This is a genomic window from Microbacterium lacus (genome assembly GCF_039531105.1).
Lineage (GTDB): Bacteria > Actinomycetota > Actinomycetes > Actinomycetales > Microbacteriaceae > Microbacterium > Microbacterium lacus.
This window is the reverse complement of sequence record NZ_BAAAPK010000001.1, coordinates 2,660,294-2,687,200: the sequence shown is the minus strand read 5'-3', so window position 1 is coordinate 2,687,200 and position 26,907 is coordinate 2,660,294. Positions and strand designations below refer to the sequence as shown.

Genomic DNA, 26,907 nt, shown 5'->3' with positions numbered 1-26,907 from the left:
ATGACCCGTATCGCCGTCATCGGAGGAACCGGCTACGCCGGTAGCCACATCGTCACCGAGGCGGTGCGTCGCGGGCACACCGCGGTCTCCGTCGCCCGCTCCGTTCCGGCCGAGCGCGTCGAGCACGCCACGTACATCGAGGGCACGCTGCTGGACGTCCCGGGTCTCGTGGCAGAGCTCGAGGGCGTCGATGTCGTGATCTCGACCGTGCCGGCGCGCGGGGACATGCTGGGCAAGGTCCGCGAGGGCGTCGCCGAGCTGGTCGCGGCACTGCCGCCGACCGTGCGCATCGGCGTCGTGGGCGGTGCCGGGGGCAGCCTCGTCGCCCCCGGCGGCGAGCGTGTGATCGACCAGCCGTCCTTCACCGAGGAGTACAAGCCCGAGGCGCTCGAGGCGATCGACATCCTCGAGGATCTGCAGCGCAACGACCACGGACACGACTGGTTCTACATCCACCCCGCCGGCGGCTTCGGCGCATGGAACCCGGGGGAGCGCACCGGGACGTACCGCGACGGCGGCGAAGTGATCGTCACCGACGCCGAGGGCGAGTCCTACATCTCCGGGCCGGACTTCGCGGTCGCAGTCCTCGACGAGATCGAGAACCCGAAGCACTCCCGCGAGCGCTTCACCGTCGGCTACTGATCTGAGGTCGCGCCGGTGAGCGCCGGCGCGACCGAGGGTCCCGGCTCGAGTTCTCCGCGCTCGACAGCGCGGGCGAGGCGCACGATCTCGGCGTTGACCGGGGTCGGGACCCCCAGGCGCGCGCCCTCGGCGGCGATCAGTCCGTTGATGTCCTCCGCTTCGCTGCGGCGGCCCTTGCTCCAGTCCTGCAGGACCGTCGTCGTCGCTCCCGCGACGACGAACCGGTCGTACAGGATGTCCAACATGCGATCCACGACCTCATCGGACTCGGTGAGGTCGGAGTCTTCGAGACCGAAGATCGGCAGCATCCGATGACCGCGTGCTCGCCCCACGGCGAGCGCCTCGCGGCCGGCATCCCGCATCGTCGCCCGCATGCCCGGCACCCCGATCGCGTCGAGCATGGGGGCGCCCAGCAGCGCGGTGGGCACGAGCACCGACGCGTTGCTGACGAGCTTCATCCACTTCGCCGAGGCGATGTCCGCGAACCGCGCGACCGTTCCCGCGTGCGCAAGAAGGTCGGCGACCCGATCTCCGCGCGCCCCCGCGTCGACGGCGAACCACGAACGCGGCGGCGGGGTGTGCCGGTGAACGACGCCAGGCTCGGTCATCGTCGCCGACACCTCGATCACGGTGCCGACCGTGCGATGCTCGCCGACCGCTCGCGCGACGGCATCGGTGGTCAGTCCATTCTGGACGGCCGCGACCACGCCGTCCGGCGCGAGCGCCGAGCCGATGAGCTCCGCCGCCCATCGCGTGTCATAGGCCTTCATCACGATGAGGACGACGTCGAACGGATGCCGCTCCTCGGCGACCTGGCACAGGTGCAGCGTCCGCGGATGCACGGTGCGGGCGCCGTGCGGCTGGATGATGGTGAGCCCGTCCGCACGGATCGCCTCGACGTGCGCCGGCCACTGCTCGACGAGCGTGACGTCGACGCCGGCATCGACGAGGTCCGCGCCGATCGAGGAGCCGTTCGCGCCGGATCCGAGGACGGCGACGCGGGGTGCGGTCATGAAGCGCTCCTAGAGTATTCGTTTACACGACGGTGCGAAATGTCGAGATTCATCCGCGATCTATTCACAGACATCTTGATTTTCGCGGCGTGACGAGTGAGAGTGTAAACCAAAACTGAACAGTCTCAATGAGGAGAACACATGAACGCACCAGCACCCCACCACGATCAGTTCGCCGAAGACCGGCCGTTCGTCTTCCGCGGCGCCACCGTGATCACGATGGACTCCGCGGGCGTCCTGGAGGACGCCGATGTCCTGGTGATCGGCTCGGACATCGCCGCCGTCGGCCAGGACCTGGAGGTCCCCGAGGGGACGCTCGAGATCGACGCGAGCGGCGGCATCATCACCCCGGGATTCATCGACACTCATCGCCACATGTGGCAGACGGCCCTGCGCGGCTACGGCGGCGACTGGGCGCTGAGCCAGTACTTCGTCTTCTATTACTTGAACTGGGGACAGGTCTTCCGACCGGAGGACATCTACGCCGGCAATCTGCTCAGCGCGCTCGAGTCCGTGGACACCGGGGTGACGACCACGCTGGACTGGTCGCACGGGTTGCGCACGCCGGAGTACGGCGAGGCGGCACTCCAGGCCTTCCGGGAGATCCCGGGACGTTTCGTGCTCGGCTACGGCAACTATCTCGGCGCTCCGTGGGAATGGGCGAACAGTCCCGAGTTCCGCGACTTCGTGACGAAGAACTTCAATGCGCCGAACGACATGCTCGGTCTTCAGCTGGCCTTCGACGTGCCCGGCGCGCCGGAGTTCCCCGAACGCGGCGCGTTCGAGGCGGCACGGGAGCTCGGACTGCGCGTCACCACGCATGCCGGCGTCTGGGGCGCGACGACGGACACCGCGATCACTCAGATGTACGACGCGGGCTTCATGACGCCGGAGATCTGCTACGTGCACTCGAGTTCGCTCAACCCGCAGAGCTATCAGAAGATCGCTGCGACCGGCGGCACGGTCTCGGTCGCCACGGAGTCGGAGCAGAGCGCAGGACAGGGCTACCCGTCGAGCTGGGCGATCCGCAAATACGGGATCCCCGCGTCGCTGTCGATGGACACGAGCGTGTGGTGGAGCGCGGACTTCTTCTCCGCGATGCGCGCGACACTCAGCGCCGACCGGTCACGCGACCACCTCGAGGCCCAGGCGCGCGGTGAGACGATCGTGGCGAATCGCCTCCGCGCCGAGGATGTGCTGCACATGGCGACGATGGGCGGGGCGAAATCCCTCGGCATGGAGGACACGATCGGCTCGATCACCCCAGGCAAGCGCGCCGACCTCGTGCTCATCAAGAACGACGAGTCCCCGGCGATGACGCCGATCCTGCACCCCTACGCGCACGTCGTCTACCAGGCGGGCACGGCGGATGTGCACTCGGTCGTCGTGAACGGCCGCGTGGTGAAGTATCAGGGCGCCCGCATCGGGCTGCCGTTGGCACCGATCCGCGACACGGTGGCGGCATCCGTCGAGTACGTCCGCTCGCAGCTGGGCGAACAGGCCTGGCAGGACGGCATGCACCCCGAGCTCGCCCCCGACGAGGAGATCGAGAACCCGTACAAGTACACCGAGGGCGACGCGCACGTCGTCGCGCAGGGCAGCGAATGACGGCGGATGCGGCGCCCGCGCGAACGGCGATCCTCCACGTCGCGCTGTTCCAGTGGAAGCCGGAGGTGACGGCGGGGGACGTCGAGGCGCTCGTCGCCGCGTTGGAGACGATGGCGGCGGGGATCCCCGAGATCCGCGCGTATCGGTGTGGGGCGAACCTGCGCCTGCGTCCGAGCCCGGCGGACTTCGCCGTCGTGGCCCTCGTGGACGACGAGGCGGGGCTTGCGGCCTACCTCGATGCGCCGTCACACGCCCAGGTCTACGCCGAGCACCTCACCGCGATGGTGCTCTCTCGCCAGGCCGCCCAGATCGAGGTTCCCGCGGGGACGAGTCTGTGAGCGGGCACCCGCTCACGACGACCGCCGCGGTGCTCTACGGGCCGGACGACCTCCGCGTGGAGTCTCGGCCGGTCCGTTCTCCGGGTCCGGGAGAAGTCCTCGTCCGGGTCGCGGTATGCGGCGTGTGCGGTTCCGATGCGACGGAGTACTCGCGCGGACCGGTACTCACCGTCCTCCCCGTCACGCTCGGTCACGAGTTCGCCGGCACGGTCGAGGCCGTGGGAGAGGGCGTGGACCTGCCGATCGGCGCCGCCGTCGTGTGCGGCGCGGGCATCTCCTGCGGCCGGTGCAAGTCGTGCCGCGCGGGGCGCACGAACCTGTGCCGGGTGTACCGGACCGCGGGGCTTCAGGTCGACGGGGGGCTGGCCGGATTCGCCACCGTGCCCGCCTCGACGCTGTGGGACGTCTCGACGCTCGACGGCGGTGCGAGCCTCGCCGCCGACACCCTCGGGCTCGCGCAGCCGATGGCGATCGCCGTACACGCCGTCGCGCGCAGCGGGCTGAGTCGGGGGCAGGATGCCGTCATCGTCGGCATCGGCGGCATCGGCGCGTTCATCGTCCACGCCGCCGCGGCGACGGGAGCACGCGTCCTGGCTGTGGACCGCAGCTCCGAGCGGCTGGATCTCGCTCGGTCGCTCGGAGCCACCGCGGTCCTCGAGACCGGCGGCACGAGTATCCGCGACACACTGTCGAGCCTCGGCTGGGAGGCCGACGTCCTGTTCGAAGTGAGCGGCTCGACGGCGGGACTCGAGGCCGTGCTCGCGGCGGCCGACCCCGGTGCGACCATCGTCCCGGTCGGCATCCAGCGCGGTGACGTGCCGGTTCCGCTGGGTGCGTGGACCCTTCGGGAGTACACGATCGTCGGCACCGTCGCGCACGCGATCGCCGACGACCTGCCCCGCGCCGTGGAGCTGCTCGCGGCGCGCGAGGACTGGACGGACATCGCCGCTGAGGTGCTGCCGCTGTCCCATGTCGCGGAGGGCGCTCTGCGGCCCATGCTCGACGGGGCATCGCGTCAGGTCAAGACGCTGATCGATCCGTGGGCGGATCAACCACGGCCCGCGGATCACGCGCGCCGCACAGGCTGATCAGGCGAGGTCGTCCAACGCCCGCAGCACGTCCACCGCGGAGCCCATCGAACCGGGCGGCGCGACATTGGCACCGTCCGCTGCGGGCATCGTCTGGTTGTGCTCTCGCCGGCCCACCACGAACCAGATCCCGCGAGCGATGCGCTCCGTGCGGTTGGAGTACAGGTGAGGTCTCACTGAATCGAAGTGCAGGCTGTCACCGCCGCGCAGCGTGTACGTGTCGAAGTCGATCTGAACGGTCAGCTCGCCCTCGAGCATGTAGGCGTACTCGACGCCCGCGTGCCGCATGAGCTTGCCCTCGATCGAGCTGGATGCTCCCGGTTCGTACGTGACGAGGATCGCGTCCGCCGGACCGGCACCCGAAGCCAGGCGCTCCCAGCGCACCCCGTTCTCCATCTCCAGGACGGCGTTGTCCTCGCCACGCTGAACCGGGATCCCACCGGATGCCGGGCGAAGCGGTGCGGGATCGGCCAGGTCGGGCTGCGCGGGTGCCGGCGCCGCGGTCACACCGAGGAGCTCGTCGATCGAGATGCCCAGGTGCGTCACCAGCGCATACAGGGTCGACACGGACGGCTGGGTCTTGCCGGTCTCGACCTGGGAGATCAGGCTTGCGGAGACTCCGAGCGCTCCGGCGACGCTGCGCAGGCTCATGCCCTGCTGCATCCGGGCGATCCGCAGGCGCGATCCGATGTCTTCGGCGACCACGGCGCCCCCTCTCCCGAAAGACTCGATCATCCTCGTGAACCCGAAGCGAGGCTGTGATGGGCAACGCTACCGCGCACGGCGGGCCACCGGTGTACGCCTCGCCTGTACACGACCGACCGGGGCCCGCGTGCGGGTGCCTCAGATCCGGGCGCCGACATCGAGGAGGAGCTCCCGGTTGGCTGCCCCGCGCGGCAGTCGTCCGTCCTCGATCGCACGGGCGAGTGCCACGACGTGCGCGTTGAACGGGGCGGCGGCGCCCGCCCGCTCCAGGACGTCCACCACGAGACCGTTCACCTCGGCGTACTCGGCATGCCGTGACTTCATCCAGTCGTGCAGCACGGTGGTCTTCGTATCCGGCAGGGAGTAGCTCGAGAGCACTTTGCCCAACAGATCCTGCGCGTACTGGTCGGGCTCCGTGACGTGCTCGGCGTCCAGGCCGAAGATCGGCACGAGGTGGGAGCCGTCCGCGAGCGCAGCGCGCGCAGCTTCCTTGCCGCACTCGACCATGAACTCGTGCACTCCGGGGAGGAGGACGGCATCCGCGAGCGCGGCGTCCAGGATCGCGGAGGGGACGAGTTCGCCGGCGTTCGCGACGAGCTTCATCCACTTCGCCGAGCGGATGTCGTCGGTGATCGCGACGGTTCCCGCGTGCGAGAGAACCCGCTGCACCTCCGCCTCCCGGCCACGCGCCGCATCGTCGACCGCGCCGACGGCGAACCACGACCCGCTCACCGGCGTCTGCCGTGTCACGATGCCGGGTTCGAACATGTTCGAGGCCATCTCGATGACGGCGCCCATCGCGCGGTGGGGACCGACCGCGGCGGCGATGTCGTCCTGCGACATGCCGTTCTGCAGACCGACCACGAGTCCGTCCTCGGCGACATACGGCGCGATCAGCTCGCAAGCCCACCGCGTGTCGTAGGCCTTGACGGCCACGAAGACGATGTCGAACCTCGAGCGCAGCGTCGCCACCTCGCACAGGTGCACGGCGCGCACCGGGGTGATCAAGGTCTCGGTGGGGAGGCGCACTTCGATGCCGCGGGCCCTCATGGCCTCCACGTGTGCGGGCCACTGCTCGATGAACGTCACATCCAGTCCCGCCCGCAGCATGCTCGTGCCGATGCCGGCCCCCTGAGCACCGGAGCCCAGTATCGCGATCTTCAGCTCGTCGCCCGGTCTGTCCATCGGTGTCCTCCTTGACACAGGATTGCAAAGTGTGCGCTTTCACTGTACACAAGAGGCGGTGCTGGACAAATGTGTTCAGTCCAGAGTGACGGGTGGAAGCCCGGACGCACACGTGAAGGAGCGGTATGCGTATTCTCATCCGCGGCGTGGCCGCCGCGACCGTCGATGACTCCCTCGGAGATCTCGAGCGGACCGACATCCTGATCGACGGTGCGCTGATCGCGGCGATCGCGCCGGACATCTCCGCCGACGTCGACGAGGTGATCGACGGGTCCGGGATGATCGCCATGCCCGGAATGGTGGACACGCACCGGCACACGTGGCAGACGGCGCTGCGCGGCATCCTCGCGGACGGCAACATCCCCGACTACCTGCGCGGCATCCGCCTGCAGATGGCGCCGCGGTACCGTCCTGAGGACATGTATGCGGGCAACTACGTGGGGGCCCTGGATGCGCTGAACAGCGGAGTGACCACCCTCGTGGACTACTGCCACAACATCCTCGACCCCGATTGCGCGCACGCCGCCGTCGGCGGGCTGCGGGATGCCGGCATCCGTGCCCTGTATGCCCACGGTCTCACGCCGATCCTCACGAACACGTGGAGTCAGTCGCGCGGCGGGGCCCGCGACGGCGGCGATCCCGCCGCCCTGCACACCCGCGCGCAGCTCGCGCGGGAGATCCGTGACGCGTATTTCGCGAGTGACGACCAGCTTCTGCGGTTCGGCATCGCCCCGCAGGAGCTCGCGATCGCACCGGCTGCGGACGTCGCGCGCGAATTCGCGCTCGCGCGCGAACTCGGTGCGCGCATCACGATGCACGCGAACCAGGTGATGGTCCGTCAGCTCTTCGAAGACGTGGAGGTGCTGCACCGCGAGCGCCTGCTCGCGGACGATCTCCTCCTCGTGCACTGCACGTTCAACACCGCTCACGAATGGGAGCTGCTGGAGGGGACCGGCGTGACGGTGTCCGTGTGCGCGGAGACCGAGATGCAGATGGGCATGGGCTACCCCGCGATCTCCGAAACCACGCGCCACACCCCCGGCCCCAGCCTCGGGATCGACTGCGTGAGCGGCAACAGCGGTGACATGCTCTCCCACGCGCGCCTCGTCCTCCAGGCATCGCGCTACCGCGCCGACGAGCCCGAGTATGCGCAGTGGCGCGCACCTCAGGTGATGGCGTGGTCCACGCGGGACGCCCTGCGCTGGGCGACGATCAACGGCGCACGGGCGGCCGGGGTCGATCATCTCGTCGGCTCGCTCACGGTCGGCAAGCGCGCGGACATCGTCCTCGTGGACATGAGCGGTGTGAGTCAGGCCGGGTGGAACCGCCAGGATCCCACCGGTGCGCTCATCTCACAGGGAAACGCAGGCTGCGTGCACACCGTGCTCGTGGACGGATCGATCGTCAAGCGGAACGGGCGCCTGGCCGGCGTGGACGACCGCGCAGCCGTCCGGCTGCTCGAGGAATCCCACGACCACCTGTACGGCCAGATGCACGACCACGGTGGCTTCATTCCGCAGCCGCCGATCGACATCCCCCTGTATCGCGAGCGCGCCTAGGGCGGTCATCGGCTCCTAGCTGCAGTCTCGCTGCACGGGTCGTCGAGATTCGGCGTCAAAGTGATAACAAATACTTGACGCGTACAGTCACACTTTCTAGGATCAACACACATCGAACGGGCGTCCGCGACGTGACGCCCGCTGACAAAGGAGTCGACGAACACATGGGCGGTACGCGCACCCTCCTCCGTGGCGGCACGGTGATCACGGCGGCACAGCCGGGCGAGGTCCTGTCGGAGACGGACATCATGATCGCGGCCGACGGCACGATCGAGGCGATCGGAGTCGACCTCGATCCCACCGGCGCGGACGTCGTGGACGTGGCCGGGCGCATCGTGCACCCGGGCTTCGTCGACACGCATCGTCACACGTGGCAGTCGATCGTGCGGAACATGGCGTCGGACTGGTCGCTCACCGAATACCTCGCGGGGCTCCACACCGGCCTGAGCAAGCACTTCCGCCCCGAGGACACCTACATCGGCAATCATCTGGGCGCGCTGGAAGCACTCGATTCCGGCATCACGACGCTCGTGGACTGGTCGCACAATCTCGCCACTCCAGATCACGCCGACGCGGCGATCGCGGCGCTCCAGGACACCGGGATGCGCGCGGTCTTCGCCCACGGCGGGGGAGCCGAGCAGTGGGGCGTCCTGCCTTCGGCCAATCCGCATCCGGAAGACGCCCGGCGCGTGCGCGACCAGTACTTCACCTCGGACGACCAGCTCGTGACGATGGCGCTCGCCCTGCGCGGACCGCAGTTCACGACCCCGGAGGTCAACCGCACCGACTTCGCGCTGGCCCACGACCTGGACCTCCGGGTCACGGTCCACGTCGGTGACGGATACTGGGGCAAGTCGGGTCCGATCCGCAAGCTCGCCGAGGACGGGCTGCTCTCGGACCGCACGACGTACGTCCACTGCTGCACGCTCGGCGATGACGAGCTGAAGATGATCGCCGACAGCGGCGGCACCGCGTCTGTCGCGCCCGATGTCGAGATGCAGATGGGACACGGGTTCCCGGCGACCGGCAGACTCCTGCGCGCCGGCATCCGTCCGACATTCTCGATCGACGTGTGCAGCTCGAACGGCGGCGACATGTTCGCGACGATGCGCACCGCGATCGGCATGCAGCGCGCCCTGGACAACGCACCCAGCGTCGACACCGGCGAGGTGCTGGAGCGGATCAGCCTCACGTGCGCCGATGTCGTCCGCTTCGCGACGATCGACGGTGCGAACGCGGCGGGTCTCGGTTCGCGCACGGGTTCGCTCGAAGTGGGCAAGGCCGCCGACATCGTGGTGCTCGACGACCAATCGCTCGCCCTGACGCCGCTGAACAACCCGCTCGGCAGCCTCGTGTACTCCGCACACCCGGGCCTGGTCCGCGACGTCTTCGTCCAAGGCGTCCGCGTCAAGCGCGACGGCAAGCTCGTCGGGGTCGACCTGGCCAAGATCAAGGCGGACGCTGCGGCGTCGCGCGACTACCTCCTCGGGCAGATGCCCGAAGCGCGGGTCGACGGCACATGGCACCCCGTGCTGGCGACCTCATGACCTCCACGCCGACCGCGCAGCGGCGGGGTCCACTCGACCACGCGCCGATCGTACCGATGGTGCTGTCCTGGCCCGGATCGCGCGCATTCATCGCTGTGCTCGCGCTGTTCCTCGTCAGCCCTCTCATCGCGCCCGGGAGCATCGGTCCCACCGCGATCGTTTCCATGCTGCCGTTCGCCGCTCTCATGGCGATCGTCGCGATCGGGCAGACCCTCGTGATCCAGCAAGGCGGGCTCGACCTCTCGATCCCCGGAGCCGTCACTCTCGGTGCCCTCATCGTCGCGCGGTTCGGCGCGGAGGATGCGCTCGGACTGCCGGTCGCGATCCTGGTCGCGGTCGTCGGAACCGCGCTCTTCGGGCTGCTCAGCGGTCTGGTGATCACCCTGTTCGCGCTGCCGCCGCTCGTGGTGACGATCGCGATGAATGCGCTCATGGTCGGCACCGTCCAGGCGCTCTCCGGCGGGTTCGCAGGGCAGAGCCCCGAGGCGCTCAGCCAGTTCGCGCTGGGACGGTGGTTCGGCATCCCGGTTCTCGTCTACTTCGCCGTCGCGCTGGTGGTCCTCACCCATGTCGTGGTCAAGATGACGCGCGCGGGGCGGCGATTCGAGCTCGTGGGCGAGAACCCGCGCAGCGCGGCCAACATCGGGATCGGGACCCGCGGCTACACGATCGCGGCCTACGTCCTCTCCAGTGCGCTCGCCGCAGTGGGCGGAATCCTCCTCGCCGGTCTCCTGCGCAATCCGACGCTGACCGCGGGCGATGACTACCTGCTGCCCTCGATCGCGGCGGTGGTGCTCGGTGGAACCGCCCTCACCGGCGGACGCGGCAGCATCGTGGGCACCGCGCTGGGAGCGCTGTTCCTGGCTCAGCTCAGCCAGCTCGTGCAGACCTTCACGCAGGCCACGGCCGTGCAGAACATCGTCCAGGCGCTCATCATCGGCGTCGGAATCGTCGCGCAGCTGCAGCTGGGCGGAACAACGTCGCGCATCCGTGGCTTGGTGCGCGGACGAACGGGGGCAGGGACCCCCGCACCCGAGTGATCCCTAGCCGGACTCTCACACAACACACAGAACTCGAAGGAGAGTTGTCAATGAAGAACACAGCAACACTGCGGCGCACTGCCGTCGCGGCGCTCGCGCTCAGCGCGTTGATCCTGGCGGGCTGTTCCTCGACGAACAGCACGGGCGGAACGAGCACCGAGGGGACCGGCGAGACGGCGAACAACCTCGAGGCCGACATCGCCGCGGGAAGCGTCGGGACGGTCGACCAGTTCATCGAGATGTCCGACGTGTGCGCGGACGACGCGAAGGACATGACCGTCGGCGTGGTCGACGGCTACGGCACCAACACGTGGTCCAAGACCGTCCTCGCCGAGATCGAGAGCGAAGCGGCCAAGTGCCCGGCGATCACGAGCGTCGAGTTCGTCGCGGGCCGCGGCGACCTCGAGGCCACGACCTCGGGCATCACGTCGCTGGCGGCGAAGGGCACCGACATCATCCTCGTGATCCCGGATGCCGGGCCCGGCGAGGCGCACCTGCCGGCGATCCGCCAGGCGACGCAGGCGGGCTCGATTGTGATCAACTTCGCCTCCGACCCGCAGGGGGAGGCGGGTGTGGACTACCTCGACTACACCGACCAGATCCCGCAGTTCGTCGGCAAGTCCAAGGCGCAGTGGATCGTCGACCAGCTGGGCGACGAGGGCGGCAACGTCGTGTTCTTCGGCGGACCCGCCGGGGCGCTCGTGTCGACGCAGGAGTTCGAGGGCGCGAAGGAGGTCTTCGACGCGAACCCGCAGATCACTCTCGTGAACGAGGAGCCCATCACCACGAACTGGGACCCGGCGCAGGCGCAGCAGGCGATGGCGGGCGTGCTGGCTCAGGGCACCCCGATCGACGCGGTGATCGCCGACTACGGCGCATCCGCCTCGGGTGTCATCCGCGCGTACGAGGCCGCCGGTCAGCCGCTTCCGGTGATCTCCACGACGGACGACAACTCCCTGAGCTGCGGCTTCAGCGCACTCAAGTCGGCCAACCCCGACTACGAGCTGTCCACGGTGTCCTCGCGCACCTGGATCGGTCGCGTCGCACTGCGCAAGGCGGTCGCCGCCTTCCAGGGCGGCAGCGACCAGGAGCCGTCGCTGTACGAGCTCGCGCTCTACGAGGACTCCACCGGCACGACCGATGGAGCCATCACCCCGGACGAGGCGTGCCTGCCCGACGCCCCGTCGGACGCGACCCCGTCCACGCTGCTGACCGCCGATGAGATCAAGGAGCTGTTCGGCTGATGAATGCCCTTCCCACGACGGTCACGTCGGCGCTCACGCTGACCGGCATCACGAAGACGTACCCGGGCGTGAAGGCCCTGGACGACGTCACGGTCGATGTCGCCGCCGGCCGCGTCCACGCCGTTCTCGGTGAGAACGGCGCGGGAAAGTCGACCCTCGTGGGGATCGCCGCCGGGTCGGTGGTGCCGGATGCCGGCATCATCGGCCTCGGCGGGCGGTCGTACGACCGCATCCAGCCCCGCGAAGCCCGCGAAGCGGGCCTCGCGATCGTCTACCAGACTCCCGCCCTCGCGCCGTCCCTCAGCGTCGTGGATGCGGTGATGCTGCTTCTGCCGGATTCGAAGCGCCCCTCGCGACGGACGGCGAGCTCCTGGCTGGCCGACCATTTCGCAGCGCTCCAGCTGCAGATCGACCCCAATGCGGTCGTCTCCTCGCTCTCCCTTCGGGAGGCCCACCTGGTCGAGATCGCGGCGGCACTGGCATCGGATCCGAGCGTGCTCGTCCTGGACGAACCCACCGAGGCGCTCGGGCCCGAAGAGACGGCCTGGCTGTTCGACCAGGTGCACGCACTGGTCGAGCGCGGCGTCGCGATCATCTACATCACCCACCGCATCCCCGAGGTGATCGAGATCGCCTCCGATCTGAGCGTCCTGCGGGACGGCCGGGTCGTCGGCCGCGGACAGGTCGCGGACTTCACCGCCGACCAGATCGTCGAGCTCATCATCGGCAGGTCCCTGGAGACGACGTTCCCCGACAAGGCACCCCTGCCGAAAGCGGGAACGGTCCCCGCCCTCGAGGTGCTGGAGCTGACCGGTCCGGGCTACGAACGCGTCTCGTTCGCCGCTCACCCCGGCCAGATCATCGGTCTGGCCGGCGTCGAGGGCAACGGCCAGCGCGCGGTGCTTCGCGGCATCGCGGGCAGCGGGGCCACCGGCGGAAAGGTGCTGATCGGTGGCGAGGAGATCTCTGTGCGGTCGCTGCGCGCCGCCTCGAACTCCGGCATCGCCTTCCTCCCGGGGGACCGGCTCGGCGAGGCCATGTTCGGAAAGATGTCGATCCGTGAGAACACGGTCGCTCCGGCGCTCTCGCTCGCGATGCCGTTCGGATTCGTCAACCGCCGCCGCGAGTACGCGCTGACCCGCGAGGGCATCGCCGGGCTCGCCGTCAAGACGCCGCACCTCGAGGTGCCCGTGAGCGCCCTGTCGGGGGGAAGCCAGCAGAAGGTGCTGCTCGCTCGGGGGCGCCTCGGCAATCCGCGCGTGCTGCTCGTCGAGGATCCGACGCAGGGTGTCGATGCCGGGGCGCGCGTCGAGATCTACGCGTTCCTCCGCGACATGGCGGCGTCGGGCGTCGCGGTCGTGGTGCTCTCCACCGACGCCGTCGAACTCGAGGGACTGTGCGACCGCGTCGTCGTGTTCTCCCGCGGCCGCGTCCAGGCCAGCCTGAGCGGCGACGAGGTCGACGAGCGCGCGATCACCGGCGCCGCGGTGCTCTCGCACGAGACGGCGAACGTCGATGTCGCGAAGGTTGCACGTCGGCGACGGCGTTCTCCCCTCGCCGGCGAAGGTCAGGCGGCGATCCTCCTGGGGCTCGCCGTCGCTCTGTCGATCGTCGCGTCCTTCGTCTCCTCGGCCTTCCTCAGCCCGTTGAGCATCAGTCAGCTTCTGGCGGCGTCCGCTGTGCTCATCCTCGTGGGGCTCGCGCAGCTGGTGGTCGTGATCACGGGCGGCATCGACCTCAGCGTGGGCTCGGTCGTCGCGCTCTCCGCGGTGATCGTGTCGTTCTTCGCGCAGCAGGACATCGGCTTCTTCGCGCTCGGCGCGTTGCTGGCCCTGCTCGCCGGCGCACTGGTGGGTCTCGTGAACGGTCTGCTCGTGACCCGACTGAGCCTGCCGCCCGTGATCGCCACGCTCGTCACCTCGATCGCCGTCCTCGGCATCGCGCAGGTCCTCCGGCCCTTCCCCGGCGGATCCGCCGACGGCGGTCTGCTGACGACCCTCGGTCTCGCTGTGGCCGGCATCCCGATCGTGCTCGCGATCGCCGTCGCGGTCGCCGTCGCGCTGTGGTTCGTGATCCAGCGGACCGGCCCCGGGCGCGGGCTGCGCGCCGCCGGTTCGGATCCGGTCAAGGCGAATCGCATGGGTGTGCGGGTGCCCGCGACCCGCCTGTACGCGGCGATCACCGCCGGGGTGCTGGCGGCGATGGCCGGCCTCGTCGTCTACTCCCGGTCGGGGATCGGCGACGCGAACGCCGCGCAGGCGCTGACCCTGACCTCGGTGACGGCGGTCGTGATCGCCGGAGCCAGCATCTTCGGGGGGTCCGGCTCCGCGCTCGCCGTCGCCGCTGCGGGAATCCTTCTGCAGACTGTGACCAGCGCGCTCTCCTTCCTTTCGGTGGGATTGTCGTGGCAGTACTGGATCCAGGGCGCCTTCGTCCTGTTCGCCGCGATCGTGCCGATCACGATCGCGCTCATCCGCAACGACCGCGCGCGTCTGGGCCGGCTGCGCGCCGGCTGAGCCCCCTGGACCAGAACGTCAGAGAGGACATCATGAAGAACACCGGAACGACCGGCATGAACGCCGTCGACTGGGAGGCGCGCGTCGATTTCGACCGCCTGCGCTCCGACCGCCTGCGGCGCCTCCGGGCCGAGCTCGACCGCTCCGAGCTCGGCGCGGTGCTCGCGTTCGACTTCTCCAACATCCGCTACATGACCGCGACCCACATCGGCACGTGGGCCATGGACAAGCTCATCCGCTTCAGCCTGCTGACCCGCAACAGCGACCCGATCTCGTGGGATTTCGGTTCCGCGGCCAAGCATCACGCGCTGTACAACCCGTGGCTGGACGTCACGACGGCGGAGATGGATGCCGACCCGAACGCGCCGCACGAGAACGCCCCGCGTCCGCGGCTCGAGCGCGGCGCCCGCGCGGGCATCTCGACCCTGCGCGGCGCCTTCACCCCCGACGCGGGCATCGCGGAGGGCGTCGCGAAGAAGATCAAGCGCGAGCTGGAGAAATTCGGCCTCGCGGATCAGCCGCTCGGCGTCGACGTGATCGAGCTGCCGATCCTGTTCGCGCTGCAGCAGGAGGGCATCCGGGTCGTGGACGGCCAGCAGGTCTTCATGGAGGCGCGACGGATCAAGACCGGTGACGAGATCCGGCTTCTCACGCAGGCGGCGTCGATGGTGGACGCCGCGTACGAGGAGCTCTACCGGTTCCTGCGTCCCGGCGTCCGCGAGAACGAAGCGGTCGGGGTGGTCGCCAAGACCCTCTACGACCTCGGCTCGGAGTATGTCGAAGGCGTGAACGCGATCTCGGGCGAGCGCTGCTCGCCGCATCCCCACGTGTTCAGCGACCGCCTGATCCGTCCGGGAGATCCGGCGTTCTTCGACATCCTGCACTCGTTCAACGGCTACCGCACGTGCTACTACCGCACGTTCGCCGTGGGCTCGGCGAGCTCGGCACAGCGCGACGCGTACACGCGGGCGCGAGAGTACATGGACCGCGCGATCGCGCTCGTGAAGCCCGGGGCGACCACTGCCGACATCGTCTCGGTCTGGCCGACCGCGCAGGAGTTCGGCTTCGCCGACGAAGAAGCCGCGTTCGCACTGCAGTACGGACACGGTGTCGGTCTGTCGATCTGGGAGAAGCCGATCTTCTCGCGCCTGGTGTCGCTGGATCACCCCGAAGTCATCCAGGAGGGCATGGTGTTCGCGCTGGAGACCTACTGGCCGTCGGCGGATGGATGGGGCGCCGCCCGGATCGAAGAAGAAGTCGTCGTCACCGCGGACGGGTGCGAGGTCATCACCAAGTTCCCGGCTGAAGAGCTCCTGGTCGCCGGGCCCCGCTACATCGCCGTCGGCGGACCCCTCAACCTGCAGCGCGACAGTCAGTCCCACCTGAACACCGCGTGGCGTCGCGGGGAGGCCTGACGTGCGGATCGGCTTCCTGGGCCTCGGATCGATGGGGTCCGCGATGGCGACGCGTCTGGTGGAGGCCGGGCACGACGTCGCCGTGTGGAACAGATCCGAAGCGGCAGCGGACCCCCTGATCGCGGCGGGCGCGCGCAGGGCCCGCACGCCCGGCGAGGTGCTCGCGGCGGGGCTGTCCTTCTCGATGCTCGCCGACGACGACGCCGCGGAGCGGGTGCTCGACGCCGCATCGGTCGCGGAGGGGAGCGGCATCCACGTCAACATGGCCTCGATCAGCCCTGCAGCCGCCGACCGACTCGAGGAGCTCTTCCGCAGTGCGGGGATCGGATACGTGTCGGCGCCCGTCCTCGGCCGCCCGACGGTCGCCGCAGCCGGAAAGCTCAACATCCTCGCTGCAGGACCCGCGACCCTGATCGAACAGGTGCTGCCTCTCCTCGCGGTCCTCGGTCAGCGCGTCTGGCGGCTCGGAGAGCGTCCCCGTGCCGCGAACGTGGTCAAAGTCGCGGTGAACTACAACATCATCCATGCGATCCAGGCGCTGGGGGAGTCCGTCGCGATGACGGAGCGGCACGGCGTGGACCCCGCGATGTTCCACGAACTGCTCACCAGCACGCTGTTCGACGGCGTCGTCTATCGGGGGTACGGCGCGGAGATCGTCGATCAGTCCTACGATCCGCCCGGCTTCGTCATGGCCCTCGGGTTCAAGGATCTGAAGCTCGCGGAAGAAGTGGCCGCCGAACGCGACGTCGTCCTGCCGACTGCGCCGGCGATGCATCGCGTGTACGAGATCGCCCTCGCCGACAGCGAACTGAAGACGTACGACTGGGGCGCCGCCGCCGAAGTCATGCGCCGCGGACTGTACCCACCCCTGGAGGAGAAATGACGGATCGCACGATCGTCGTCGTCGGAGGAACATCCGGCATCGGACTCGAGCTCGCCCGCGACGTGATCGCCCGTGGCGATCGCGTCGTGCTGACCGGCCGCAGCGCCGAGGGCGCGGCCGAGGTCGCCGCCTCGCTCGGCGAGGGCGCCGCCTCGATCGCACTGGACATCTCGGAGCCCGAGTCGATCGCCGGACAGCTCGCCCCGCTCGGCGACGTGCACGGGCTCGTGCTCGCCGCGATCGAGCGCGACGCGAACACCGTGCGCGAGTACGACATCGCTCGCGCACGGCGCCTGGTGACGCTGAAGCTGATCGGCTACACCGAGGTGATCCACACGCTCCTGGACCGCCTCGCCCCGGTGCGCTCCACCGGCATCGTGCTGTTCGGCGGTCGCGCGAAGGACGCGCCGTACCCGGGCTCGACGACGGTCTCCACGATCAACGGCGGCGTGGAGGGGCTCGTACGGACGCTGGCGCTCGAACTCGCCCCGATCCGGGTGAACGGCATCCACCCCGGCATCATCGGCGACAGTCCCTTCTGGGCCGGCAAGCCGGCCGCGGTGCTGGACGGCTACACCTCGCGCACTCCGGGCGGGGAGCTGGCGACGATGGCGGACATCGTCGATGCGACGCAGTTCCTGCTGCGCAATCAGGGAGTTTCCGGCACCAACATCGACGTGGACCGCGGATGGCGTCTCACCTGAGTGGTCACTCGGGTCCGGCGAACACCTCGGGGTGACGCGCGAGCTCGAGACGGGTGCGGCGGATGTGTCCGGCGAGCACCCGCTCGGCCTCGTCCGCATCGCCTCGGCGGATCGCGGCCACGAGAAGGTGGTGCTCGTGGTGGACGCTCCGGTCGCCCTCGGACCGGAAGACGCGCGTGAAAGCACGCCGATAGTGTTGCGTGCGGTTCCACAGCTGGACGACGAGATCGCCGAGCACCGACGTGGGGGCGAGGTCGTAGCAGGACAGATGGAACGTGCGGTCCAGGCTCAGGAACTCCTCCACGTCCGCGGTTTCCATCGCGTCGGCGAGCCTCTCGAGTTCCGCGACATCGCCCGGCTGAAGGAGCGGGAGGTTGAGACGGAGCAGCAATGGTTCGATCCGCTCGCGGATCTGGTACATCTCCTCGCACTCGGCGAGGCTGATCTGAGCGACCCAGGCCCCGGTGTTCGCGACGAGGGTGATCAGTCCCTCCGCCTCGAGCGTGCGCAGCGCCTCACGCACCGGTACCCGGCTCGCGCCGTACCTCTCGGCGAGCACCTCCTGGCGGATGCGCTCGCCGGGCACGTAGTCGCCGTCGAGGATCGACGTGCGGAGGGCGTCCGCGACGCGGATGCCGGCGGCACCGTGACCGTCGGGGGTGGGCCGCACCGCCCGGGCCGCCGGCGCGCCGGTACGGGGGACGCTCACTCGGCGGGCCGTGCGGGGTGCCACAGCAGCGTCGCCGCCCCGTCCTCATAGGCCTTGCCCTCGGGAAAGCTCACGAGCTCGAACTGCATTCCCCACGGGCTGCGGAAGTACACCCAGCGCTGGCCGGCGGACGCGCCCGCGCTTGCGACCGGTTCGCCCATGATCTCGACGTCATGCCGTCGAAGGTACTCCAGTGCGGCATCCATGTCGTCGACGTACAGCGCGAGGTGGTGGCCGCCGATGTCGCTGTTGCGGGGCTGCGGTGCTTGCCCGTCTGCGCTGTCGTAGGCGAACAGCTCGATGTTGGTGCCGTTGCCCAGCCGGTAGAAGCGGATCTCGCGGATGACCGTTCGCGGATGGACGCCCAACTGGACGCTCATCCAGTCGTCGTCGGCGCGTTTGGCACCGAGCGTGTAGACCGGCACCGCGCCGAGGACGTCGACGAAGAAGCGCTCCGCCTGGTCGATATCCGGGACGGTGATGCCGAGGTGGTCGCTTCCGCGCAGACCAGGGATCATGACGATCTCCCTTCATTGGATCCATCCTTGCGCTGAAACGTGGCGATTACCAGTCCTGATGCGGCACATTGTTGTGATTGGATGCAATCCGAGATATTGTGACGGTGAAACGGAGGCAAGGATGCCGCGCACGCGCTCGTTGGACACCGGGGTCGACTGGATCGAACTCGAGTCGACGCCTGAGGACTGGGACGCCGCTGATCCCGCGCTGCTGGAGACGATGCTCGTGCAGCTGCATCTGATCCGCGCGTTCGAGGAGACCGTGCTCGATCTGGCCGGAGAGGGCCTCGTTCACGGTCCGGCGCACTCGAGCATCGGTCAAGAGGGCGGCGCGGTCGGCTCCATCGTGGGGCTGCGCTCCACCGACGGCATCAACGGATCGCACCGCGGTCACCACCAGTTCCTCGCCAAGGCGCTCACCCACGTGAGCGGCGGGTCCATGCGCGCGCAGGAACCCGTCGACGAGGCGGTGCAGGACGTGCTGCAGCGAACTCTCGCCGAGATCCTCGGGCTCGCTCAGGGGTATTGCGGCGGCCGCGGCGGGTCCATGCACCTGCAGTGGCTCGAGGCCGGCGCGCTCGGCACGAATGCCATCGTCGGCGGCGGCGCGCCGATGGCCGCCGGCAACGCATGGGCCCAGAAGCACGCCGGCACGACCGACCTGTCGATCAACTGCTTCGGCGACGGCGCCAGCCAGATCGGGTCGGTCCTGGAGAGCATGAACCTCGCTGCCGCCTGGAAGCTGCCGCTGTGCTTCTTCATCGAGAACAACCTGTACGCCGTGTCCACGCACGCCGCGGAAGTCACCGCCGACACGCGGTTCTCCGTGCGCGGTCAGGGATTCGGCATCCCGGCCTGGCGGGTCGACGGAATGGACCCGCTCGCGGTGCACTTGGCGATGGAAGCGGCGGCCGAGCGCATGCGGGCCGGCGACGGGCCGACGATCATCGAGGCCGAGGTCTACCGGTTCTTCCACCAGAACGGTCCGTACCCCGGGAGCGCCTTCGGCTACCGCACCAAGGAAGAGGAGGGCACGTGGCGGGCCCGCGACCCGCTCGATCGGGTCGCGAAGGAGATGATCTCCCGCGATCTCATCGACGAGGCTGCTGTCCTCGCGTTGCGATCGCATGCCCAGACGGCGATGGCGTCCGCCGTCGCGGAGCTCCTCGAGCAGGATCCCGACGACCCTGCGCGCCGGCGCATCCGTCCGGCGCTCTGGCCCGATCCGGGATTCGTCGACGTCGGCATCCGCAGCGACCTGCGCGAGCTGGACGGACTCGATGCCCGCACCGCGGCCGAGCCCGCTCAGGCCGCAGGGGAGCGCAAGTTCGTCGACGTCGTCGCGGCGATCATGGACCGCCGGATGGAAGCGGACGAGCGCATCATCGTGATGGGTGAAGACGTGCATCGCCTGGCCGGCGGCACGAACGGCGCGACGAAGGGCCTGGCGAAGAAGTACGGACCCGAGCGGGTGCTGGGCACGCCGATCAGCGAGAACGCGTTCGTGGGCCTCGGCGGCGGACTCGCGCTGGACGGGCGCTTCCGTCCGGTCGTGGAGTTCATGTATCCCGATTTCGTCTGGGTCGCGGCCGATCAGGTCTTCAACCAGATCGCGAAGGCCCGCCACATGTTCGGGGGCACCCACGCCGTGCCCCTCGTGCTGCGCACGAAGGTCGCAATGGGCTCGGGCTACGGGTCGCAGCACCTGATGGACCCGGCGGGCATCTTCGCCACGAGCGCAGGGTGGCGGATCGTGGCGCCCTCGACCGCCGCCGACTATGTGGGGCTCATGAACGCGGCCCTGGCGATCGACGACCCGGTGCTCGTGATCGAGCACGTCGATCTGTACGGGACGATGCAGCAGGTCTCCGACGACGACCTGGACTACGTGATCCCGCCCGGTACCGCGGCGGTCCGTCGGGAGGGCGCCGACCTCACCGTCATCAGCTATCTGTCCATGGTGCGGCACAGTGCCGAGGCGATCGCGCAGACCGGCGTGGATGCCGAGCTCATCGACCTCCGCTGGCTCGACCGTGCGTCCGTCGACTGGGACACGATCGGCGCGAGCATCCGCAAGACGAACGCGGTCCTGATCGTCGAGGAGGGCGCGCAGGGGACGTCCTACGGCGCGTGGCTCGCCGATGAGATCCAGCGGCGCTTCTTCGACTGGCTCGACCAGCCCGTGCAGCGGGTCACCGGCGGCGAGGCGTCACCGTCGATCTCACAGGTGCTCGAGCGTGCGGCGATCGCCCGGACCGAAGAGGTCGTCGCCGGGATCGAGCGTGTGCGCGAAGGGTTCGGTGGCCGCTGATGGCGACGATCATGCGGATGCCGGCCGTGATGGCCGGAGCGACCGAGGCCGCGCTGCAGAGCTGGCTCGTATCCGTCGGCGACGAAGTGTCCGTCGGCCAGACGGTCGCCGAGATCGAGACCGAGAAGGCCGTGTTCGAGCACGAGGCCGACGAGGCCGGGGTGATCGCCGGGCTCCTGGTGGAACCGGGCCAGGCCGTCGCGGTGGGCGACCCCATCGCCGTGCTCGCGGGTACGGGCGAGACCGCGGCGGAGGCGCTGAGCGCCGCCGGAGTCGGGTCGGCTGCGGGCAGGACCGAGTCTGCGCCCGCGCCGGAGTCCGCACCCGTGTCCGCGCCGGCGGTCGCCGCGGCGCAGGGCGCGGCCGCCGCGACCCCGTCGATGCAGGACGGGTCCGCGCCGCGGCGCATCTTCGCGAGCCCCCTCGTGCGACGCCTCGCCAAGGAACGAGGTCTCGATCTCGCGACGATCGCCGGAAGCGGCCCGGGCGGGCGCATCGTCCGCCGCGATGTGGACGGGCTGAGCGTGGCGGTCCCGGTGGCTGCGCCGCCCGTCGCCGCCGAGCCGCAGAGCAGCCCCGCCGACGCAACGCCGTGGACGGATGTCCCGCACACGCCGATGCGCCGGGCGATCGCGCGCCGTCTCACCGAGAGCAAGGCGAGCGTGCCCCACTTCTACCTCACGGCGGACTGCCGGGTGGATGCCCTGCTGCGCCTGCGGGGTGAGATCAACGCCGACCGCGACGAGAAGATCTCGGTGAACGATTTCGTGGTGAAGGCCGTCGGCGCCGCGCTGACCGCTGTGCCCGACGCCAACGCGATCTGGACGCCGGACGCGACCCGGCGGTTCGCCGGCGCGGACATCGCGATCGCCGTCTCGATCGAGGGTGGACTGGTCACCCCCGTGGTCCGGGGCGTCGATCGGATGCCGCTCGGCGAGCTGAGCGCGACGCTGAAGGACCTCGCCGCGCGGGCTCGCTCCGGGCGGCTGCGGCAGCAGGAGCTCGAGGGCGGGGCGTTCTCGGTCTCGAACCTCGGGATGTTCGGCATCCGCGAGTTCTCGGCGATCCTCAACCCGCCGCAGTCCGGGATCCTCGCCGTCGGCGCCGCCGCGCCGCGTCCGGTCGTCGGTGCGGACGGCGGACTCGAGGTCGCGACGATCATGACCGTGACCCTGTCGGCCGATCACCGCGTGCTCGACGGGGCGCTGGCCGCGCAGTGGCTCGGCGCGTTCGTGTCGTCCGTGGAGAATCCGGTGCGGATGCTGGTCTGAGTCAGACCAGGTCGCGCCAGTCGACCGCGTCCGCCTCGTCGTCGTCCTGGATCGGGATGTCGGCGGTGATGACGGGGAGGGCCATCGTCTCGGTCTCGGGAGCCATCAGGGTCGCCTCGTCGCGGCGGTGCCGGAGGACGTCCTCGATGTAGCTCGTGATCACTTCGGCCAGCGGCACGGACTTGCCGCGCGCCTGCGACATGTACCAGCGGTGCTCGAGCACCTGGTGGAAGACCTCCGCGGGCTCGAGCTTGGCGCGCAGCTCGAACGGGATGGACTTGATCACCGGCTCGAACACGCGGGTCAGCCATTCGTGGGCGACCATCTCCTCGTCGTCGCCGAGGCGGGAGATGCGCGCACGGAACTCGTCGAGGTCGTTCAGCAGGCGCCGGGCCTGATTCTCTTCGACATCGAGACCGGTCAGTCGCAGCAGGCGCCGCGTGTGGTGTCCGGCATCCACGACCTTCGGCTGGATCGACACCTTCGTGCCGTCCGAGCGTGCCTGGATCGACATCTCGCCGATGTCGAAGCCGAGGTCGTTCAGGCGCTGCACGCGCTCGGTGATCCGCCACGACTCGTTCGCCGAGAACGCCTCTTCATCCGTGAGGGCCGCCCACAGCGAGTGGTACGAGGACATGATCCCGTCGGCGATCGCGATCGCATCGACACCGCCCTCGAGGCGCCCGCCGGCCTCGAGGTCCATGATCTCGCCGGCGATGTTCGTGCGTGCGACGTCGAGATCGTGGAGGCGCTGGCCGCGGGTGAGTCCGCCCTCATGCAGCTCGCCGGTCTCGGCATCCACGAGGTACGCGGCGAACGCGCCCGCGTCCCGACGGAAGAGGGTGTTCGACAGCGAGACGTCGCCCCAGAAGAAGCCGACGTTGTGCAGGCGCACGAGGAGCACGGCGAGTGCGTCGACCAGGCGCCCGGCGGTGTCGGGCCGCAGCACCTGCGTGAACAGGGCGCGGTAAGGGAGGGAGAACTTCAGGTGCGCGGTGACGAGGGCGGCCGGCAACTCCCTGCCGTCGGCATCCGTCCGTCCATCGATCACGGCCACCCGGTCCACGCACGGGGCGTCGAGCCGGTCGAGATTGCCGAGCATGTCGTATTCGCGCCGCGCCATCTCGGCGGTCGTCTCCTTGATCGCGACGACGCGGCCGGACAGGTTCGCGAAGCGCACCAGGTGGCGCGAGAGGCCCTTCGGCAGGAAGACGATGTTGCTGCTCGGCCACTCGCCGAGGGGAGTGGACCAGGGGAGGGAGAGCAGCCCGGGGTCGACGGAACTCGCCGTGATGCTCAGGGCGTCGGGCACGTTGCCTCCGTTCGGCGGGGGAAAGACAAGCGCGGCGCGGAGGGTCGGTGTGACCCTCCGCGCCGCGATGGTGTTCTCAGCTGCCGGAGATGACCGGAGCGTCGTTGAGGCGCTCGCCCGTCTCGAGGTCGAACGCGTGCACGTGACCGGCGGTCGCGGCGAGGGTCACCGTGTCGCCCGCGTTCGGGTGACGGCGACCGTCGACGCGCGCGACGATGTCGGTGCGCTTGCCGGCGATGTCCGCGTGACCGTAGAGGTAGCCGTCCGCGCCGAGCTCCTCGACGAGGTCGACGACGACCGAGAGGCCCTTGCCGTCGGCGGGGCCCACGACGATGTCCTCGGGACGCACGCCCACGGTGACCTGGCTGCCGTTCGCGCGGCCGACCGTGTCGCGGTCCAGCGGCACGACCTCCGTACCGAACTGGACGCCGCCCTCGGCGAGGTCCGCCGGGAAGAGGTTCATGGCGGGGGAGCCGATGAAGCCGGCGACGAACACGTTGTTCGGGCGCTCGTACAGGTCGCGCGGCGTGCCGACCTGCTGCAGGAGGCCGTCCTTGAGGACCGCGATGCGGTCACCCATCGTGAGGGCCTCGGTCTGGTCGTGCGTGACGTAGACGGTGGTGACGCCGAGGCGGCGCTGGAGCGACGCGATCTGCGTACGGGTCTGGACGCGGAGCTTGGCGTCGAGGTTCGACAGCGGCTCGTCCATGAGGAACACCTGGGGCTGGCGCACGATCGCGCGGCCCATGGCGACGCGCTGACGCTGACCACCCGAGAGGGCCTTCGGCTTGCGGGTCAGGTAGTCCTCCAGGTCGAGGAGCTTCGCCGCCTCGAGCACGCGGGCGGCGCGCTCTTCCTTGCCGACGCCGGCGATCTTCAGGGCGAAGCCCATGTTCTCGGCGACGGTCATGTGCGGGTACAGCGCGTAGTTCTGGAACACCATCGCGATGTCGCGGTCCTTCGGCGGCACATCGGTGACGTCGCGGTCGCCGATGAGGATGCGGCCCGAGTTGACCTCTTCGAGGCCGGCGAGCATGCGCAGGGACGTGGACTTGCCACAGCCCGAGGGGCCGACGAGGACGAGGAATTCGCCGTCTCCGACCTCGAGGTTCAGCTTGTCGACCGCGGCACGGGTGCCACCGGGGTACAAGCGGGATGCGTTGTCGAACGTGACTGACGCCATTGTTCTCTTCTCCTTCACCGGCAGGTACGTGCCGGACGATCCGTAGTGATGGAATGAGCGGGGGTTGGGCCCGCAGCCCCTCGTTGGGCGTGCGCCCAGTATGACACGGTTCACACGCACGGGCCGTCTGGGGATTTCCCAGCCTGCCTGGTTAACATCGTTCTCGGTCGCCTCACCCGTGCGGCCATGCCGGAGCATCGCTCCGCAGTCCGCTCCGAGAGGTTCCATGTCCAGCGACGACTCCCCGAACGTGCCCGCCGAGCGGGACCGCCGTGACGCGGTCCGCGAGAAGGCGCAGCAGGTTCAGGCGAAGCAGTCTCGCGCGCGACTGATCCGCACCGCGTCGATCGGCGCGGTCGTGGTCGGCATCGTCGCGGTCGCGGCGGTCGTGGTCACCTGGGTGGTCTCCTCCTCTCTCTCGCAGCCGCAGCTGAGTCCGACGAACGTGACGGACGATGGATTCGTCGTGACCACCGTGACCGGCGTCGCATCCGCGACCGAGTCCGGCACCGTGGACGACGAGGCGGCGGCGCAGACGCTCGAGGCGCTCCCGACCGAGACGCCGTCACCCACCCCGACGGCATCCCCGACCGAGAAGCCCGCGGTCGACATCCGCGTGTACGTCGACTACCTCTCCACCGGCTCTCACGACTTCCAGGTGGCGAACGTGCAGCAGCTGTCGAAGTGGGTCGCCGACGACGCCGTGACGCTGACCTACTACCCGGTCGCCATGCTGACCGCGAAGTCGAACGGCACGAAGTACTCGCTGCGCGCGGCCAGCGCCGCGGCGTGCGTGGCGACCCACTCGCCGGAGACGTTCTTCGCCTTCAACAACGCACTCCTCACCGAGCAGCCCGAGGTGGACGCCGACGGCTACACCGACACCGAGCTCGCCGACATCGCGCAGGCGCGGGGCGTGCAGTCGCCCAAGGTCGTGCGCGCGTGCATCGAGAAGCAGGAGTTCGCCTCGTGGGCGAAGGCCGCGACCGAGCGCGCCCTGCAGGGCCTGCCCGAGACGAAGGACGTCACGCTCACCGGTACGCCCATGGTGTTCGTGAACGGCGTGCAGTACGTCGGATCGCTGCAGGACCCCAAGGAGTTCGCGCAGTTCGTCCTGACGAGCGACAGCGACGCGTACTACAAGACCCCGTCACCCACCGCGACGCCCGGCGAGACCGCGACCCCGACGCCCACTCCGTAGGCGGATGCCGCTCTCACGGCTTCGCTAGACTCGGGGTTCTGCCGACTTGGCGCAATTGGTAGCGCACCTAACTTGTAATTAGGGGGTTACGGGTTCAAGTCCCGTAGTCGGCTCCAGAGGCGCGAGTGCTGCAGTTTCCTGCGAGCGCTGTGCCGAGCATCACCGCGTCTGCAGGAAACTGCAGCACCCGCGGGCGACGCGACCTGCGCCCGGGTCAGGACGCCGGGGCGAAGATCAGCGTGACCGGTGTCGCTCCGCTGCCCGGGTAGAACGTGAGCGTCGCGGTCACCGCGGCACCACCGACCGACGGCCCGACGGTCGCGATGAACGGCTCGGCGGAGTCCCCGCGGTTGTACTCCGCCAGGCCTTCGTCGAGCGCGTCGATCTGCGACGAGTCCCACCCGTAGGTCGGGGCGAGCGCGCGCACCGTGTTGACGGCATCCGACCACGTGCCGGGGTTGTCGAGCGCCAGGGTCACCGAGGCGAGCGCGCCGGACTGCGTGACCGCGGTGAGCGCCGCCACATCGTCCACGACGTAGACATCCGAGCCGCCCGCCATGACGGCGCGGACGGGCCGGCGGAACTCGGCCGACTTGTCCCCGTCCGTCGGCATCCCGAGATCTGCAGCGGGCAGTGCGCCGTCGCCGATGCGCACGCGCACGATCCCCTCGACGTTCACGTAGTCGAACCCGGCGTCGGTGAGCATGCTCGAGCCGTCGGACGCCTTCTGATCGGTCGACGCCGCCGGCCGGTCCTCGGCCCACCACGATCCCTGCACCGCGAACGTCGCGAGCACGATGAGGCCGATCACGACGACGAGGATCGTGGCCGGCAGCCAGGTCAGAAGGGAGCGCGTGCGCGCGGATGTGGGCACCCCTCCAGGCTAACCGCGACCTCGGACGCGCTCGCCGTGCC

Annotated in this window: 23 protein-coding genes and 1 tRNA gene; 16 read left to right on the top strand and 8 right to left on the bottom strand. The window is 69.5% G+C overall.

Annotation, left to right across the window (positions count from 1 at the left end; genetic code table 11):
* Complete coding sequence (locus ABD197_RS12765) at positions 1-642, top strand: NAD(P)-dependent oxidoreductase (protein WP_344055122.1); 642 nt, start codon at positions 1-3, stop codon at positions 640-642.
* Here ABD197_RS12765 and ABD197_RS12760 read toward each other — a convergent pair.
* On the bottom strand, positions 636-1,655 hold the full coding sequence (locus tag ABD197_RS12760) for a ketopantoate reductase family protein (RefSeq protein ID WP_344055120.1): 1,020 nt from the start codon (positions 1,653-1,655) through the stop codon (positions 636-638). The genes ABD197_RS12765 and ABD197_RS12760 overlap by 7 nt on opposite strands.
* 141 nt (positions 1,656-1,796) lie before the next feature.
* On the opposite strand from ABD197_RS12760, the gene ABD197_RS12755 reads away from it, so the two are divergent.
* Genes ABD197_RS12755 through ABD197_RS12745 form a run of 3 tightly spaced genes read left to right on the top strand, consistent with a single transcriptional unit; the run spans position 1,797 to position 4,689 of the window.
* Positions 1,797-3,263 carry an amidohydrolase family protein gene (locus ABD197_RS12755; protein WP_344055117.1) on the top strand — a complete coding sequence of 489 codons (1,467 nt, stop codon included), beginning with the start codon at positions 1,797-1,799 and terminating at the stop codon, positions 3,261-3,263.
* Positions 3,260-3,601 carry a Dabb family protein gene (locus ABD197_RS12750; protein ID WP_344055115.1) on the top strand — a complete coding sequence of 114 codons (342 nt, stop codon included), beginning with the start codon at positions 3,260-3,262 and terminating at the stop codon, positions 3,599-3,601. Before ABD197_RS12755 ends, ABD197_RS12750 begins: the two co-directional genes overlap by 4 nt.
* Positions 3,598-4,689, top strand: a complete 1,092-nt coding sequence (locus ABD197_RS12745) for a zinc-dependent alcohol dehydrogenase (protein ID WP_344055113.1) — start codon at positions 3,598-3,600, stop codon at positions 4,687-4,689. Before ABD197_RS12750 ends, ABD197_RS12745 begins: the two co-directional genes overlap by 4 nt.
* Here the strand turns inward: ABD197_RS12745 and ABD197_RS12740 are convergent, their stop codons facing one another.
* Together ABD197_RS12740 and ABD197_RS12735 are read right to left on the bottom strand one after the other, a co-directional pair.
* On the bottom strand, positions 4,690-5,394 hold the full coding sequence (locus ABD197_RS12740; RefSeq protein ID WP_344055111.1) for a helix-turn-helix domain-containing protein: 705 nt from the start codon (positions 5,392-5,394) through the stop codon (positions 4,690-4,692).
* A 138-nt stretch (positions 5,395-5,532) separates the two neighbouring features.
* A complete protein-coding gene (locus ABD197_RS12735; protein WP_344055109.1) occupies positions 5,533-6,579 on the bottom strand; it encodes a ketopantoate reductase family protein in 1,047 nt (348 codons plus the stop codon).
* 125 nt (positions 6,580-6,704) lie between these two features.
* Between ABD197_RS12735 and ABD197_RS12730 the strand changes: the two genes are divergently transcribed.
* From ABD197_RS12730 to ABD197_RS12695, 8 genes are all read left to right on the top strand, one after another.
* Positions 6,705-8,138, top strand: a complete 1,434-nt coding sequence (locus ABD197_RS12730; protein ID WP_344055107.1) for an amidohydrolase family protein — start codon at positions 6,705-6,707, stop codon at positions 8,136-8,138.
* A gap of 164 nt (positions 8,139-8,302) precedes the next feature.
* Positions 8,303-9,685, top strand: a complete 1,383-nt coding sequence (locus tag ABD197_RS12725; RefSeq protein WP_344055105.1) for an amidohydrolase family protein — start codon at positions 8,303-8,305, stop codon at positions 9,683-9,685.
* Complete coding sequence (locus ABD197_RS12720) at positions 9,682-10,725, top strand: ABC transporter permease (protein WP_344055103.1); 1,044 nt, start codon at positions 9,682-9,684, stop codon at positions 10,723-10,725. The genes ABD197_RS12725 and ABD197_RS12720 overlap by 4 nt, the downstream gene beginning before the upstream one ends.
* 50 nt (positions 10,726-10,775) lie before the next feature.
* On the top strand, positions 10,776-11,969 hold the full coding sequence (locus ABD197_RS12715; protein ID WP_344055101.1) for a substrate-binding domain-containing protein: 1,194 nt from the start codon (positions 10,776-10,778) through the stop codon (positions 11,967-11,969).
* The gene (locus tag ABD197_RS12710) at positions 11,969-14,485 is read left to right on the top strand and encodes an ATP-binding cassette domain-containing protein (protein WP_344055099.1); all 2,517 of its coding nucleotides are present in this window, start codon (positions 11,969-11,971) and stop codon (positions 14,483-14,485) included. Before ABD197_RS12715 ends, ABD197_RS12710 begins: the two co-directional genes overlap by 1 nt.
* Positions 14,486-14,517: 32 nt before the next feature.
* Positions 14,518-15,900, top strand: a complete 1,383-nt coding sequence (locus ABD197_RS12705; protein ID WP_344055097.1) for a M24 family metallopeptidase — start codon at positions 14,518-14,520, stop codon at positions 15,898-15,900.
* A 1-nt stretch (position 15,901) separates the two neighbouring features.
* Entirely contained in the window at positions 15,902-16,783 is an 882-nt protein-coding gene (locus tag ABD197_RS12700) for an NAD(P)-dependent oxidoreductase (protein WP_344055095.1), read from the top strand.
* Positions 16,780-17,487, top strand: a complete 708-nt coding sequence (locus tag ABD197_RS12695) for an SDR family NAD(P)-dependent oxidoreductase (protein WP_344055093.1) — start codon at positions 16,780-16,782, stop codon at positions 17,485-17,487. The genes ABD197_RS12700 and ABD197_RS12695 overlap by 4 nt, the downstream gene beginning before the upstream one ends.
* A gap of 4 nt (positions 17,488-17,491) precedes the next feature.
* Here the strand turns inward: ABD197_RS12695 and ABD197_RS12690 are convergent, their stop codons facing one another.
* Together ABD197_RS12690 and ABD197_RS12685 are read right to left on the bottom strand one after the other, a co-directional pair.
* Complete coding sequence (locus ABD197_RS12690; RefSeq protein ID WP_344055091.1) at positions 17,492-18,196, bottom strand: GntR family transcriptional regulator; 705 nt, start codon at positions 18,194-18,196, stop codon at positions 17,492-17,494.
* A complete protein-coding gene (locus ABD197_RS12685; protein WP_344055089.1) occupies positions 18,193-18,714 on the bottom strand; it encodes a VOC family protein in 522 nt (173 codons plus the stop codon). The genes ABD197_RS12690 and ABD197_RS12685 overlap by 4 nt, the downstream gene beginning before the upstream one ends.
* A gap of 121 nt (positions 18,715-18,835) precedes the next feature.
* Here ABD197_RS12685 and ABD197_RS12680 point away from each other — a divergent pair, with 121 nt between their 5' ends.
* Both ABD197_RS12680 and ABD197_RS12675 read left to right on the top strand, forming a co-directional pair.
* A complete protein-coding gene (locus tag ABD197_RS12680; protein ID WP_344055087.1) occupies positions 18,836-21,025 on the top strand; it encodes an alpha-ketoacid dehydrogenase subunit alpha/beta in 2,190 nt (729 codons plus the stop codon).
* Complete coding sequence (locus tag ABD197_RS12675) at positions 21,025-22,296, top strand: dihydrolipoamide acetyltransferase family protein (RefSeq protein WP_344055085.1); 1,272 nt, start codon at positions 21,025-21,027, stop codon at positions 22,294-22,296. Before ABD197_RS12680 ends, ABD197_RS12675 begins: the two co-directional genes overlap by 1 nt.
* 1 nt (position 22,297) lies before the next feature.
* Here the strand turns inward: ABD197_RS12675 and ABD197_RS12670 are convergent, their stop codons facing one another.
* Together ABD197_RS12670 and ABD197_RS12665 are read right to left on the bottom strand one after the other, a co-directional pair.
* A complete protein-coding gene (locus ABD197_RS12670; RefSeq protein WP_344055083.1) occupies positions 22,298-23,608 on the bottom strand; it encodes a DUF4032 domain-containing protein in 1,311 nt (436 codons plus the stop codon).
* A 76-nt stretch (positions 23,609-23,684) separates the two neighbouring features.
* The gene (locus ABD197_RS12665) at positions 23,685-24,791 is read right to left on the bottom strand and encodes an ABC transporter ATP-binding protein (protein ID WP_344055081.1); all 1,107 of its coding nucleotides are present in this window, start codon (positions 24,789-24,791) and stop codon (positions 23,685-23,687) included.
* A gap of 226 nt (positions 24,792-25,017) precedes the next feature.
* Between ABD197_RS12665 and ABD197_RS12660 the strand changes: the two genes are divergently transcribed.
* Both ABD197_RS12660 and ABD197_RS12655 read left to right on the top strand, forming a co-directional pair.
* Positions 25,018-25,992 (top strand): DsbA family protein, encoded by a 975-nt coding sequence (locus ABD197_RS12660; RefSeq protein ID WP_344055079.1) that lies wholly within the window; start codon positions 25,018-25,020, stop codon positions 25,990-25,992.
* 40 nt (positions 25,993-26,032) lie between these two features.
* Positions 26,033-26,108: transfer RNA gene (locus ABD197_RS12655), tRNA-Thr, on the top strand.
* Positions 26,109-26,206: 98 nt separating this feature from the next.
* Here ABD197_RS12655 and ABD197_RS12650 read toward each other — a convergent pair.
* A complete protein-coding gene (locus tag ABD197_RS12650; protein ID WP_344055077.1) occupies positions 26,207-26,866 on the bottom strand; it encodes a hypothetical protein in 660 nt (219 codons plus the stop codon).
* Between the last annotated feature and the right edge of the window lie 41 nt (positions 26,867-26,907).

Bases quoted from the DNA above. Each gene is read 5' to 3' on its own strand.
- ABD197_RS12765 (WP_344055122.1), top strand. From the start codon at position 1: ATGACCCGTATCGCCGTCATCGGAGGAACCGGCTACGCCGGTAGCCAC.
- ABD197_RS12760 (WP_344055120.1), bottom strand. From the start codon at position 1,655: ATGACCGCACCCCGCGTCGCCGTCCTCGGATCCGGCGCGAACGGCTCC.
- ABD197_RS12755 (WP_344055117.1), top strand. From the start codon at position 1,797: ATGAACGCACCAGCACCCCACCACGATCAGTTCGCCGAAGACCGGCCG.
- ABD197_RS12750 (WP_344055115.1), top strand. From the start codon at position 3,260: ATGACGGCGGATGCGGCGCCCGCGCGAACGGCGATCCTCCACGTCGCG.
- ABD197_RS12735 (WP_344055109.1), bottom strand. From the start codon at position 6,579: ATGGACAGACCGGGCGACGAGCTGAAGATCGCGATACTGGGCTCCGGT.
- ABD197_RS12730 (WP_344055107.1), top strand. From the start codon at position 6,705: ATGCGTATTCTCATCCGCGGCGTGGCCGCCGCGACCGTCGATGACTCC.
- ABD197_RS12725 (WP_344055105.1), top strand. From the start codon at position 8,303: ATGGGCGGTACGCGCACCCTCCTCCGTGGCGGCACGGTGATCACGGCG.
- ABD197_RS12720 (WP_344055103.1), top strand. From the start codon at position 9,682: ATGACCTCCACGCCGACCGCGCAGCGGCGGGGTCCACTCGACCACGCG.
- ABD197_RS12715 (WP_344055101.1), top strand. From the start codon at position 10,776: ATGAAGAACACAGCAACACTGCGGCGCACTGCCGTCGCGGCGCTCGCG.
- ABD197_RS12710 (WP_344055099.1), top strand. From the start codon at position 11,969: ATGAATGCCCTTCCCACGACGGTCACGTCGGCGCTCACGCTGACCGGC.
- ABD197_RS12705 (WP_344055097.1), top strand. From the start codon at position 14,518: ATGAAGAACACCGGAACGACCGGCATGAACGCCGTCGACTGGGAGGCG.
- ABD197_RS12695 (WP_344055093.1), top strand. From the start codon at position 16,780: ATGACGGATCGCACGATCGTCGTCGTCGGAGGAACATCCGGCATCGGA.
- ABD197_RS12685 (WP_344055089.1), bottom strand. From the start codon at position 18,714: ATGATCCCTGGTCTGCGCGGAAGCGACCACCTCGGCATCACCGTCCCG.
- ABD197_RS12680 (WP_344055087.1), top strand. From the start codon at position 18,836: ATGCCGCGCACGCGCTCGTTGGACACCGGGGTCGACTGGATCGAACTC.
- ABD197_RS12675 (WP_344055085.1), top strand. From the start codon at position 21,025: ATGGCGACGATCATGCGGATGCCGGCCGTGATGGCCGGAGCGACCGAG.
- ABD197_RS12665 (WP_344055081.1), bottom strand. From the start codon at position 24,791: ATGGCGTCAGTCACGTTCGACAACGCATCCCGCTTGTACCCCGGTGGC.
- ABD197_RS12660 (WP_344055079.1), top strand. From the start codon at position 25,018: ATGTCCAGCGACGACTCCCCGAACGTGCCCGCCGAGCGGGACCGCCGT.